12 protein-coding genes are annotated in these 11,743 nt (G+C 49.0%); 8 read left to right on the top strand and 4 right to left on the bottom strand.

All coding sequences use genetic code 11. The annotated features are described in order from the left end of the window. Position 1: 1 nt before the first annotated feature. Positions 2-853 (bottom strand): MurR/RpiR family transcriptional regulator, encoded by an 852-nt coding sequence (locus ACRRNK_RS17420; RefSeq protein ID WP_433943940.1) that lies wholly within the window; start codon positions 851-853, stop codon positions 2-4. Between the two features lie 210 nt (positions 854-1,063). On the opposite strand from ACRRNK_RS17420, the gene ACRRNK_RS17415 reads away from it, so the two are divergent. From ACRRNK_RS17415 to ACRRNK_RS17400, 4 genes are all read left to right on the top strand, one after another. Continuing rightward, the gene (locus ACRRNK_RS17415; RefSeq protein ID WP_433943939.1) at positions 1,064-1,504 is read left to right on the top strand and encodes a MarR family winged helix-turn-helix transcriptional regulator; all 441 of its coding nucleotides are present in this window, start codon (positions 1,064-1,066) and stop codon (positions 1,502-1,504) included. Between the two features lie 49 nt (positions 1,505-1,553). Further along, positions 1,554-3,161 carry an MDR family MFS transporter gene (locus ACRRNK_RS17410; RefSeq protein WP_433946933.1) on the top strand — a complete coding sequence of 536 codons (1,608 nt, stop codon included), beginning with the start codon at positions 1,554-1,556 and terminating at the stop codon, positions 3,159-3,161. 193 nt (positions 3,162-3,354) lie between these two features. Next, entirely contained in the window at positions 3,355-3,579 is a 225-nt protein-coding gene (locus tag ACRRNK_RS17405) for a helix-turn-helix domain-containing protein (RefSeq protein ID WP_068620025.1), read from the top strand. Positions 3,580-3,854: 275 nt separating this feature from the next. Further along, the gene (locus ACRRNK_RS17400) at positions 3,855-4,163 is read left to right on the top strand and encodes a hypothetical protein (protein WP_433943938.1); all 309 of its coding nucleotides are present in this window, start codon (positions 3,855-3,857) and stop codon (positions 4,161-4,163) included. Positions 4,164-4,271: 108 nt separating this feature from the next. On the opposite strand, the gene ACRRNK_RS17395 is transcribed toward ACRRNK_RS17400, so the two are convergent. Further along, positions 4,272-5,633: a dipeptidase gene (locus ACRRNK_RS17395; protein WP_433943937.1), complete on the bottom strand. Its 1,362-nt coding sequence runs from the start codon at positions 5,631-5,633 to the stop codon at positions 4,272-4,274. A 203-nt stretch (positions 5,634-5,836) separates the two neighbouring features. Between ACRRNK_RS17395 and ACRRNK_RS17390 the strand changes: the two genes are divergently transcribed. From ACRRNK_RS17390 to modB, 3 genes are all read left to right on the top strand, one after another. Next, a complete protein-coding gene (locus tag ACRRNK_RS17390; RefSeq protein ID WP_433943936.1) occupies positions 5,837-6,964 on the top strand; it encodes a foldase protein PrsA in 1,128 nt (375 codons plus the stop codon). Positions 6,965-7,172: 208 nt separating this feature from the next. Next, positions 7,173-8,150 carry an MBL fold metallo-hydrolase gene (locus ACRRNK_RS17385; RefSeq protein WP_433943935.1) on the top strand — a complete coding sequence of 326 codons (978 nt, stop codon included), beginning with the start codon at positions 7,173-7,175 and terminating at the stop codon, positions 8,148-8,150. Positions 8,151-8,156: 6 nt separating this feature from the next. Then, the gene (modB, locus tag ACRRNK_RS17380; RefSeq protein WP_433946932.1) at positions 8,157-8,822 is read left to right on the top strand and encodes a molybdate ABC transporter permease subunit; all 666 of its coding nucleotides are present in this window, start codon (positions 8,157-8,159) and stop codon (positions 8,820-8,822) included. Between the two features lie 87 nt (positions 8,823-8,909). Here modB and bioB read toward each other — a convergent pair whose 3' ends face one another. After that, positions 8,910-9,902 (bottom strand): biotin synthase BioB, encoded by a 993-nt coding sequence (gene bioB / locus ACRRNK_RS17375; protein ID WP_433946931.1) that lies wholly within the window; start codon positions 9,900-9,902, stop codon positions 8,910-8,912. Positions 9,903-10,225: 323 nt separating this feature from the next. After that, on the bottom strand, positions 10,226-10,528 hold the full coding sequence (locus ACRRNK_RS17370) for a DUF3055 domain-containing protein (RefSeq protein WP_433943934.1): 303 nt from the start codon (positions 10,526-10,528) through the stop codon (positions 10,226-10,228). A 201-nt stretch (positions 10,529-10,729) separates the two neighbouring features. Here ACRRNK_RS17370 and ACRRNK_RS17365 point away from each other — a divergent pair, with 201 nt between their 5' ends. After that, positions 10,730-11,734, top strand: coding sequence for an HRDC domain-containing protein (locus ACRRNK_RS17365; RefSeq protein WP_433943933.1), 1,005 nt, complete (start codon positions 10,730-10,732; stop codon positions 11,732-11,734). Positions 11,735-11,743: the final 9 nt, after the last annotated feature.

Raw genomic sequence — 11,743 nt, 5'->3', positions numbered from 1 at the left:
TTTAAGAGTTTGTGCGGTATTTGCGTACATTCTGATAAGAACTTTCGAGCCGCGGGATATAGTCCTCAAATTCTCTGCTTACCATTCCCGTAAAAAGAATATCAATCACATGCAGCTGCGCGATTCGGGAAGCCATATCTCCGCGGCGCATCCCCTTCTCAAGTGATGAAGAGAACAGGGCGATATCCGCCATGGAGGCAAGTGTGCTGCTGCCGTATTGGGTAAGGGAGATCGTGAAGGCGCCGCTGTCCTTTGCACAGCGCAGGGCGCTGATCGTCTCGGAGGTCTCTCCGGAGTAGGACAAGGCAAGGGCTACATCTCCCGGCCCTAGGCTGGAAGCGGATGTGATCTGCATATGGGAATCGGCGAAGGCGGTGCTGTTCTTGCCGATCCGTATCAGCTTTTGATAAAAGTCCTGGGCAACGATGGAGGAGGTGGCTGCGCCGTAAAGGTCAATACGGCCTGCGCGGCACAGCGCCGTAACAGCCTGCTCAATCTGGCTTATATCAAGGAGCCTGGTCGTATCGGTGATGGAGGCCAAGTGATTGGCTTCAATCGCTTCGGCAATCTTTTGAAGAGAATTGCCTGCAATGACGTCCTGGTAGGCATTCTCGGCAGGCTTCTGAGCGAGCTCGCCGGCCAGTTTCATTTTAAAATCAGGAAAGCCCTTGAAGTGAAAGGTCTTGCAGAATCGGGTAATAGTTGAAGGGCTGATTCCACATGCCTCTGCAAGCTCAGTAATACCAAGATGAACTACAGCAGACGGGGACTCTAGAATTTTCTGACCCAGACGGCGTTCCTGGGTTGGTAGAGAGTCCAATTGTTGTTCCAGTGCATGAAGGATAGGAGACAATATAGCGCCACCTTTGAAAATTATTTTTAATATTATCATGTTTATAATGAAAATTATTTTGATTTGATAATAATATAATTTATATTGTTTTTCAAGGGCTTCAGTTTAAGTATTGACAATTTTCTTGGCAGGTATTATGTTTTCATAAGTTAAATAATAAAGTGTTTAAATATTAAACATGGAAGACACATAAGTTGAGGTGATTGGCTCTTGGATTACGATGGCTACATCGACAGAATTGAGGCGGCCTGGAAGAATACGATCCGTAAGATGGAATCGGAGATCATGGTTCACCGTGAGCTAGGGCTTACCGGCCCCCAGTATCACATGCTGGGGCTGATTTCGAAGGAAAAGTCCTGCAACATTTCTTATCTGGCTGAGAAGCTGGAAGTGAAGCCTAGCGCGATCACGGTCATGATCGACCGCCTAGTACAGAATGATTATGTGGAACGGCGCCACGACGAGCAAGATCGCAGGGCCGTGCTTGTGTCAGTAACTGAACATGGGGAAGAGATTCTTAAGGAAGCCAAGAAGAAGTCGCGGGAGATCATCAAGTATTACTTCTCTCATCTGGATGCGAACGAGCTGGATACGCTTGCGCGAATTTTTGAGAAGTTCGCAGCTATAGAGAAGCCGGGCAAGGAAGAATGAACTCTTAAGCGAGTCAATTTAAGGAGGATAAGTTACATTGTCAGAACATATCACTGAGGCACCTGCAGCGGATGCCTCCAAGAGAAAGCTTCTCGTCATCGGGCTTATTATCGCCATGCTATTCGCGGCGTTAGATGGCACCATCGTGGGTACAGCGATGCCAACGATAGTCAAAGATCTGGGAGGGCTCTCCTTGATCACCTGGTTAACTACCGCATATCTGCTCACTTCAACTACGGTTGTACCACTGGCGGGTAAGCTTGCAGATTTGTTTGGCCGCCGGGTAATCTATATTACAGGTCTGGTTATATTTATGGCGGGCTCCGCTTTATGCGGGATGTCCCAGAACATGACAGAATTGATTATTTTCCGTGCTATCCAGGGTCTGGGTGGCGGGGTCATGATGCCGATGGCCATGATCATTATCGGGGATTTATTTACAGGTAAGGAACGTGCCAAATGGCAGGGGATCTTCGGAGCTCTATACGGGCTGTCTTCCGTCCTTGGCCCACAGATCGGCGGCTGGATTGTAGATGCCTGGAACTGGACTTGGGTGTTCTATATCAATCTTCCAGTTGGTGTGCTTGCTGTTATCTTCATCGCGAAAGGCCTGCCGAAGCATATCAATAAAGGGCCAGTCAAATTGGATATGGCGGGTACCGTTACAATGGTCATCGGTGTCGTAGCCCTCCTGCTGGCGTTAAGTTTTGGTGGAGAGAAGTACGAGTGGGGCTCATGGCAGATTATAACGATGTTTATCGTCGCTCTTATCTCGCTTACCGCCTTTGTCTTCATTGAATCCAGAACAGAAGATCCGATTCTCCCGGTCTCCCTGTTCAAGAACCGCACTTTCTCCATGCTGAACGGGATTGGCTTCTTCATGGCTATCGGGATGTTCGGGGCCATCATGTTCGTGCCTTTGTTCATGCAGTGGGTTGTTGGAGTAAGTGCTACTCAGTCAGGAACAATTATGACACCTATGATGATTGCCATGATTCTGACCAGTGTGTTCGGCGGACGCTTGGTGTATACCCTTGGTGTGAAGCTTCAGATTATTCTGGGTATGCTTGTAATGGCTGCTGGCTTCTACCTGCTGACTACGCTGTCCATAGATACCACCCAGTTTGTAGCCACATCTTATATGGTTGTGATCGGGCTGGGGATGGGTTTGGTTATGCCGATTCTCACACTCGCTCTCCAGGAGAGCTTCCCGAAATCACAGCTTGGTGTAGTCACTTCATCGTCCCAGTTCTTTCGTTCTATCGGGGGGACGTTCGGCATGACTCTGCTGGGTGCAATCATGAATAATAAATCAGGCAGTATTCTGTCGAGTGATCTGACGCCGCTGCTGGGTCAGCTTCCGGAGAAAGCCAAGCCGCTGGTAGATAAGTTCAACGATATGATTGAACACAATCCGCAGCAGATCTACTCTGCCGTACAGACGCCAGAGATGCAGAAGGCTATTCCACCACAGCTGATGGAGACCGTGAATCCGATTCTTAAGAACGCACTTGTTGAATCCTTGCACAGTGTGTTCCTGTACGGCTTGATCTTTGTACTCGCAGGGGGAGTTATTGCTCTGGTCATGAGAAATGTCAAGCTGTCGGATGTCGCCAAAAAGAAACCGAATGCCGCGGCAGAGAGCACTGTTCAGTAATAACATACGATTAGATACACAAGACACCGGGCCTATGCAGATGGGCCCGGCTTTTCTATGCGGCGGCTTGCCTACTCAGTATGCCCATTTTTCCTTATGCACCGCACCTTCTTCTTATACCATTCATAATATGTCTTGACTGTATCCCTTGCTTGTTAAACCACAAAACCCGAGCAAGGAGGGGTGACACATTTTGAAGGGCAGCGATCGCAACAGTAAATTTTTATTAACACATCGTGAGCGGGAAGTTTTCGAACTGCTCGTGCAGGATAAAACGACGCGTGATATTGCCGGGCAGCTGTTTATCAGTGAGAAGACGGTGCGTAACCACATCTCGAATGTCATGCAGAAACTCAACGTCAAAGGTCGTGCACAGGCAGTAGTCGAGCTGATTAAGCTTGGGGAACTAAAGATTTGAGGGTGCTTCACCCGGCATGAAGCATGAGCCTTCTCGATGGATACCGCAGGGGAATCCGAGAAGGCTTTTTGTTGTATACATAGACGCAGCATTGCCTGGTAACTGAAGAAATATTTTGGAAAGCATGAATTTACCCCGAAAAAGAGGTATGATATATAGTAGAGCCATTAAAAGTGAGTTTCAAAAGTCAGGACGGCAGCCTTTTCTTTGTGACCCTACATTCAACTGGTTAGTACGAATACCATAAGCGGTTTAACAGAAAAGGGGGAAGACGAATGAAAGTGAATTTGAATTTCACGAACAAGGGCAAGATCGCAATTGAGAATTTCAACAATGAGGAGTTACTTGAAATATTTGCGAGATATATCCGTACACTCATGAAGAAGTATGACATCGAGGTCTCAGTTCCGGTCGAGGATAACCGTAACATAGTTGAAGATGGATGTATTACATTAATTGCCGAGAATGTAAAATGTGAGATCAGCACCTTTTTCAATGAACTGGGAAGAGATATCAAGGTTCCACTCAAGAAGAGACTTGGTGCGAAGGTCGACAATGTATTCAAGACAGAAGTATTGGAATAGAAGCTGCTTGATCCATAGGATGCAAGCAAGGAAGCCATCCCGGCGATCTCTTAAGGAGATCCACCTGGATGGCTTTTTGTATAGACATGAAGTTTCTTGGAATGCGACTTAAATCAGCTTCAAATACTCAACTATTGTAAGCAGGCCTTTATCGAAGTTCTCCAGATTGAAATGCTCATTCGGGGCATGGAGATTCTCGTCCGGCAGACCAAAGCCCATCATCACGGCTGGAGCAGATAGGACACGGGACAAAGTGGCGACGATAGGAATCGAGCCGCCATCCTTCGTGAAGAGCGCGCGTGTTCCATACACCCGCTCATAGGCGTCAGCTGCTTTCTGCAGCATCGGATGGGAAGGGTCGATATTGAACGCGAATGCCCGCTCCAGCTGCTTCACTACCACCTTAGCGCCCGGCTGGATATGAGAATGAAGATGACGCTCGATCTTATCCAGCATATCCTGAGGATCCTGATCCCCGACAAGCCGGCAGGTAATCTTGGCATGGGCTTCCTTCGGAATTACAGTCTTGGAGCCTTCGCCCTGGAATCCACCGTATACCCCGTTCAGCTCAAGGGTTGGACGCGCACCTGTTCGTTCAACGAAGGAAAATCCTTCTTCTCCGTACAGCGTATCAAGCCCCAGGTCTGTTCGCAGCCCTTCTTCATTAAAGTTCTGTTTCGCGAATTCTTCTCTCATCTGACTGGATAGCTCGGGAACACCTTTATAAAAGCCCTCTACTGCGATGCGGCCCTGATCATCATGGAGCGAAGCGAGCAGCGAGACCAGAGCATGAAGAGCATTCGGTACACCACCGCCAAAGGTGCCGGAATGCAGATCGGTGTTCGCGGTATGTACGGATACTTCCAGTGAGCACAGTCCGCGGAGTCCGGTACTGATGGCAGGCTTCCCTTTCTCAATCAGGGAGGTGTCCGAGATGAGCACCACATCTGCCGCGAGCTTCTCCTTGTTGTCTTCAAGGAATAGAGGCAGGTTGGGACTTGATACCTCTTCTTCGCCTTCGATGCAGAACTTTACATTTACCGGAAGTTCGGACTCTTGGCTTAACAGGGCTTCAACCGCCTTGATATGCAGGAAGATCTGACCTTTGTCATCTGTGGCTCCCCGGGCATATAGCTTGCCGTCCCGGATGGTGGGTTCAAAAGGCGGAGTCTCCCACAGATGAAGGGGGTCAACCGGCTGCACATCATAGTGCCCGTAGATCAGGACGGTTGGCTTGCCAGGTGCATGAAGATGATCGGCATAAATAATTGGATGCCCTTTCGTTTCGTGGATCTCAACATGTTCAAGTCCAGCTGTTCTAAGCGCATCGGCTATCCAGGAGGCGGCTTTGGCCACATCCGGTTTGTGTTCGGAAAGTGCGGAGATACTTGGAATGGCAAGCAGCTCTTTCAATTGATCCAGGTGCTGCTCCCGCAGGCTTTCGAAGTAAGCTTTATAATCTGTAGTCATTCGAATCCTCCTAAAACATGATATAGTCCTATTTTACTCTTTTTCCCGGGCAAACAAAAATGGGCTTCCGCACAAGGGAAAGAGGCTTTATTAAGGGTTCCTTAAAAATTAACCGGTTTTTTTTATGATTTGTTAAGGTTAACAGGTGTCATTTCTGGTAAAGTGGAAATTAAACAAGCGTTAGAGGGGAGTCAATTATTCACATGGAAGATAAAGATCAGAAAGATTTGGGACAAGAGGTAAGCCCGGAAACAACGGAAGAGAACACAGGGGAAAAGAAAGAAACTGCAGCCGCAGTGCCTCAGACATTTGCTCAGACACCCGCAGCTTATGCATCTCCTGACAAAAAAGCTTATGTAACTGAGCAGAGTGCAGGCGGTAACCCGGCGGTTACAGCTGCGAAGAGACAAAGCCTGATCTGGATGGTGATCTCCTTGATTCTGGCTGTTGCACTGGTTATTGTTCTGGTGAAGCCATTAACAGGTAAGAGCACTTCTGATAACGGGCCGGTTGCTACGGTTAACGGGGTAGAAATCTCCAAGGACAAGCTGTATGGCGAGCTGGTAAAAGCAGGCGGAGCGCAGACTCTGGACGGAATGATTGAGGACGAGCTGATGAAGCAGGAAGTGACCAAGGCAGGTATCAAGATCACCGATGCGGATATTAATAAGGAAATCGGTTATCTGGAAGAACAATATGGTTCCAAGGAAGGTTTGGATCAAGCGCTTCAGCAGAACAGCATGACCAGGGATGATCTGAAGAAAATGGTCGTTAAGCAGCTTGAACTCAGAAAGCTTCTTGGCTCCAAAATTAAAGTAACTGATGAAGAAGTTAAGTCGTTCTTTGACCAGAATAAAGAGTCCTTAAATACGCCGGAGCAAGTACGGGTATCGAGCATTACAGTAGCCACACAAGCTGAAGCGGATGATATTCTTAAACAGCTGAAGGGCGGAAGTGATTTCGCGGCACTTGCCAAAGAGAAATCTACGGATACAGCGACCAAAGCTAACGGCGGAGACCTGGGCTTCTTCAGTAAAGGCCAGCAGGATCCAGCGGTGGAAGAGGCTGCGTTCAAGCTTAAGAAGGACGAGCTTAGCGGTGTAGTGAAGTCGCAAGCCGGCTTCCAGATCCTGAAATTGACGGATCGCAAGGATGCTCACACAGCTACATTTGAAGAACGCAAGGATCAGATTCGTGACGGTCTGGAGTCCCAGCAGGTAGCTCAACTGCAGCCTACCTGGCTTCAAGAGACTAAAGCTAAAGCGAAGATTGTGAATAACCTGAATACAAAGTCATCGGGAGCAGCTGCTGCAGAGACAACAACTAAATAATTAAGGCGATAATTAAAGTAACAGGGACAGCCGGGTTCATATGAACCCGGCTGTTTATATATTCAGTATATGGGACTTTTGTTTTGCTTTGAGTTCAGAAGAGAAAGAAGGTAAAATAAGGAGCGTTATATAGGTAATAGAGGGGATACATACGAGTCTGAACCATTCACCTCGTATATTTCTGTTAGGAAGCTGAGGTTGAAGAGGTATGTCAGAAATCAAACAATGGGACAATGGCATCATTCAGGTGAAGATTTCTATGGCCCCGCCTCTGCGGTGGGTGAATAGTTATATTCTTCGCGGTAGTAACGGAGTTACAATTGTTGATCCAGGACCCAAGACCGAGACAAGCATTGGGGAATGGAAGGAGATATGGAAGAACCTCGGCCTGAAGAGGGAGGAAATTAACTCAGTGGTGGTGACTCACCACCATCCCGATCACTATGGCCTGTCTGGATACATCCAGTCCTATACAGGGGCTAGTGTCTGGATGTCCAGACGCGCACACGCAGAGACCAAGTTCATGTGGGGGAGCGGAAGCTTGGTGAATGATGAGCTGCCGGCACTATACCAGATTCATGGTATGCCGCTGGAGTTGACCCGGCAGCTTCCCGGACACTTGGCTGGCTTCCTGCCTCAGGTGACACCAGAGCCGCGCGTGTCCTATATTGATGAGGGAACACCGCTGGAAATGGGAGACCGTCTATGGCTACCCATTGAGACAGGTGGACATGCCCCCGGGCATATGTCATTCTATCACGCAGAGAGCAGGACAATGCTGTGCGGGGATGCGGTTCTACCGCAAATATCCCCGAACATCAGCTTCCTGCCGGGAAGTGACCCGCAGCCGCTGCAATCCTATATTGATGCCATGCTTAAGCTGGCTGGTTATACGGTTGACTTTGCTTATCCGGGACACCGGCATCCATTCGATTACTTCAGGGAGCGGCTGGAGGCGCTGCTTCTTCATCATGAGAATCGTTTGGGTATCATTGAAGGATTGCTGAAGGAACGGCCCCGTTCCTGCTTTGAAGTCTGTACAGCGCTGTTTGGAAGCAAGCTGGGCATTCATCAGATGCGTTTTGCCATGTCCGAAGCGCTTGCCCATCTGATCGAACTCGTCAGACAGGGACGAGCTTGCGAAGAGACCTCGCTAGATCAAGTGATCTATTATGCGGTTGAATAAATCATGATGAATACAATGGAATTTTGGTCACCCGTTATCCTTTCTTTGAGGGTATCCGTGCTTGCAGGGATTGTAGCTTTTGTCTGCGCAATATGGGCGGTATGGCGAATGACTATCCGCAAATTCCCGGGCCTCACCGTGATTGAGACAGTCTTTATGCTTCCATTAGTGCTGCCTCCCACGGTTGTCGGGTTCCTGCTGCTGGTGATTTTTGGACGGCGAAGCTGGGTGGGGCAGGTATTCGAAATGTTCTTCCACATGCCTATCGTCTTCACATGGGGGGCTGCGGTTATTGCCGCAGCCGTGGTTGCATTTCCACTTGCTTACCAGACCATCAAGACTGGATTCACCTCGATTGACCGGGATCTTCTTGCAGTAGGGCGCTCCATGGGAGCGTCGGAATTTCAGCTCCTTCGCTTCGTCACCTTGCCGCTGGCACGCCGCTCGCTGATGACGGCACTTATTCTGGCATTTACCAGAAGCCTGGGTGAATTCGGAGCGACGCTGATGCTGGCCGGGAATATTCCAGGCAGGACACAGACACTGCCGACAGCCATCTATATCGCTGTGGACACCAATGATCTGAACACAGCCTGGCTGTGGGCCGGGCTTATGGTACTCATGTCCTTTTTGCTGCTGCTGTGTACTCGAGTGGCTGCAGAGCGGGAGTGAGTGAGGGTGGAAGCTTGGGCAGAGGTGTGAATGAGTAACCAAGAGTAAAAAGTGCCACGAAGTCCTTCCACGTCTCATTTACTCACCTTAGAGTGCGTTTAATTCAATCTCAAACCCCAGATCCTCAATGATCTGGTGATCTGCAGTAATATCCTGACCTTCTGTCGTCAAATAATCACCCACGAAGAGGGAATTGGCTGCGTATAGAGCAAGAGACTGGAGTGAGCGAAGGTTAACCTCACGGCCTCCCGCTACCCGGATCTCCTTGGTTGGACAGATCAACCTGAATAAGGCGAGTACTTTAAGAGCCTTCATTGCAGGCGTACGGCCTGCATTCTCCAGAGGTGTTCCGGGAATGGCATTTAGAAAGTTAATGGGAATGGAGTCCGCGTCCAGCTCACGAAGTGCATAAGCCATTTCAATAATTTCTTGATCGGATTCCCCCATGCCAATGATGACCCCGGAGCAGGGGGACATTCCATACGACTTGACCTTGTCAACCGTCTGGACCCGCTGCTCATAGGTATGAGTGGTCGTAATGGCCGAATAGTTAGCCTGGCTCGTATTCAAATTATGATTGTATCTGTGCACGCCAGCTTCAGCAAGGCGCTGGGCTTGATCGTCCTTCAGGATGCCAAGGCAGGCACAGATTTTGAGCGGCATCGTGTCACGGATCTCCTTGACCGCATCCACCACTTGATCCAGCTCTTTCTCGGTTGGTCCCCTCCCGGCAGCCACGATGCAGTAGGTTCCTGCTTTGCGCTGCAGTGCTTCTCTCGCTCCAGCAAGGAGCGTCTCCTTGTCCAAGAGGGTATACTTCTGAACAGGTGCGGTGGAGACGATCGATTGTGAACAATAGCCGCAGTCCTCAGGACAGAGTCCGCTTTTCGCATTGATGATCATATTAAGCTTGACCTTCTTGCCGTAGTAATGGCGTCTAACCTGGAATGCAGCATGCATAATCGGCAGCACTTCTTCGTTATCGGCCTCAAGCACAGACAGTCCTTCCTCTAATGTAATGAGCTCCCCATTCAGTGCCTTTTCGGCAAGCTGCATCCACTTTAAATGACTAGTGATCATCGTATTCATTTCTCAAGTCTCCTCACTATGTATATTGTTAACCTATTTAATATATATCGGTTGACAATTAATGTAGACATTCTAGCAGACCTGAATTTACCTGTAAAGGGTACCCATGGTACAAGACGTAGCTATATTTCATTCAAGTAATGGGAGAGAGGAATCTTGCTTTTACGGAAAATGAACATGTTCGCGGGCTTGATCAGCTGGCATAAGAACAATGAGCCGAAGATATAAAAACCATCGAATAGCCGAGATATTACGGTATACAGCACAAAAAAGCGGGGAAATCCCCGCCTCATACTCTATTACTTGTCCTTGAATTAATCTGTAAAATGCGGCTCACCGAGCACCTGATACAGGAAACCGCGGAGCTCCTCGCCTTCTTCCTCATCCAGACTGTAGACACGTTCGAGATAGCCTTCTTCATCCAGATCGTCCGAGCCTAAAATAGCTGTCTTGCCTGCCTGCAAGTCAGTAACCAGTTTCTTCCCGTAAAAGCGGTTCGTAGTCGTAATAGCCAGATCGAATCGCTTCATGGAATGGCCGATGAATGTAACAAATCGGGTAGATGTCTGCTCCGTGGAATCAGACAGGAAATCAAGGTCCTTCTCAGAAAACGTCATATTAGGTACTGCCTCCTCAACTGTCTTAAGTTATTCCTATTATATCAGGAAAAGGGATGTCAGGCTGAATACACTTATATTTGACTTTCTTCCAGAATAAGGTATGATAAGGGTAACAGTATACGAATGGGGAAGCACCTCTTTGGCGATAAGCCGGAGAGGTGCTTTTTTTGTGTGCTGATTCATAGGAGGTGCAGCCTAATGCGGATCATATTTCTCAACAGTATGGAGAAGAAGACGGGTGAACAAATGCCAATTGGAGCCCAGGTGTGGATAGGTGAAGATGAAGGCGTATGGAGAATGGGCTGGAATGAGCTGTCCGCTGATGAAGAGGGAGAGACCTTGTGGTATGAAGGAGAATCCTGGTCTGAGCTGCTTCATGTCTATCGTCACAGGCTAGCTGTGAAGCTCGGGGAAGGATTCAGACCGGCTATAGACGGTATCTTTCATGAGAGAGAAGAAGGGAAAGGAAAGGCCATCCTAGCCCAAAAGCTCGTGTTCTACAGTGAACTCAATCCGAACGAGACGTTATTCACGGAGCTGAGCGCATGGCGGAGAAGACGCGCCGTTGCTGAACGCAAGGCACCGTATTTAATTGCCAGCAACCGGCTGCTCAGACTGATCAGTGTGTTCCAACCACGAACGCGCGAGGAGCTGCTGCAGCTTCCGGGTGTAGGTGAATCCAAGTCTGCCGAGTATGGTGAAGAGCTGCTTGAGCTGACACAGCAGGGGGAGCGTTCGTTCATCTTCCCGCTGAACTGGGTGGAAGGGACGCTGGATGAAGAAGAATTTCGTTCCTGGCTCTATAAGCAGAAGGAAGTTAAGTATCGGGTGGAGATGGAGAAGTTCGGTCTGCGCAGAGTTATGCTTGAAGCTATTGCTGAAGGCAGTGATGTGGAGGAGATGTGCAGGCGGACAGGACTTGATCGGCGCGAGACCGTAGAGCTGCTTGAAGACCTGGAGAAGGATGGATATGAACTTGAATCACTGCTGATTACGGAGCTAAGAGAAGTCCCGGAGGCGGAGCAGACGGCCATCTGGCAAGCTTATGAGGAGCTAGGCGATACATTGCTTAAGCCTGTTCTCCAGCGGGTATATGGTGCGGAGCTTCCGCTTGATAGCAACGTGGAGAAGATGTACGAGCAGCTGCGGTTGATCCGCATCCGATTCCGGCGTCAGGGCTCCGGCGTGCGAAGCGCCGGTTAGGAATAAGAA

It is taken from the genome of Paenibacillus sp. SN-8-1 (assembly GCF_050995535.1).
Lineage (GTDB): Bacteria > Bacillota > Bacilli > Paenibacillales > Paenibacillaceae > Fontibacillus.
This window is presented reverse-complemented; position numbering and strand designations above follow the sequence as displayed.

Coding starts and splice junctions, on each gene's coding strand:
- ACRRNK_RS17400 (WP_433943938.1), top strand. CDS start 3,855: ATGAAAGTGAATTTGAATTTCACGAACAAGGGCAAGATCGCAATTGAG.
- ACRRNK_RS17395 (WP_433943937.1), bottom strand. CDS start 5,633: ATGACTACAGATTATAAAGCTTACTTCGAAAGCCTGCGGGAGCAGCAC.
- ACRRNK_RS17390 (WP_433943936.1), top strand. CDS start 5,837: ATGGAAGATAAAGATCAGAAAGATTTGGGACAAGAGGTAAGCCCGGAA.
- ACRRNK_RS17385 (WP_433943935.1), top strand. CDS start 7,173: ATGTCAGAAATCAAACAATGGGACAATGGCATCATTCAGGTGAAGATT.
- modB (WP_433946932.1), top strand. CDS start 8,157: ATGAATACAATGGAATTTTGGTCACCCGTTATCCTTTCTTTGAGGGTA.
- bioB (WP_433946931.1), bottom strand. CDS start 9,902: ATGATCACTAGTCATTTAAAGTGGATGCAGCTTGCCGAAAAGGCACTG.
- ACRRNK_RS17370 (WP_433943934.1), bottom strand. CDS start 10,528: ATGACGTTTTCTGAGAAGGACCTTGATTTCCTGTCTGATTCCACGGAG.
- ACRRNK_RS17365 (WP_433943933.1), top strand. CDS start 10,730: ATGCGGATCATATTTCTCAACAGTATGGAGAAGAAGACGGGTGAACAA.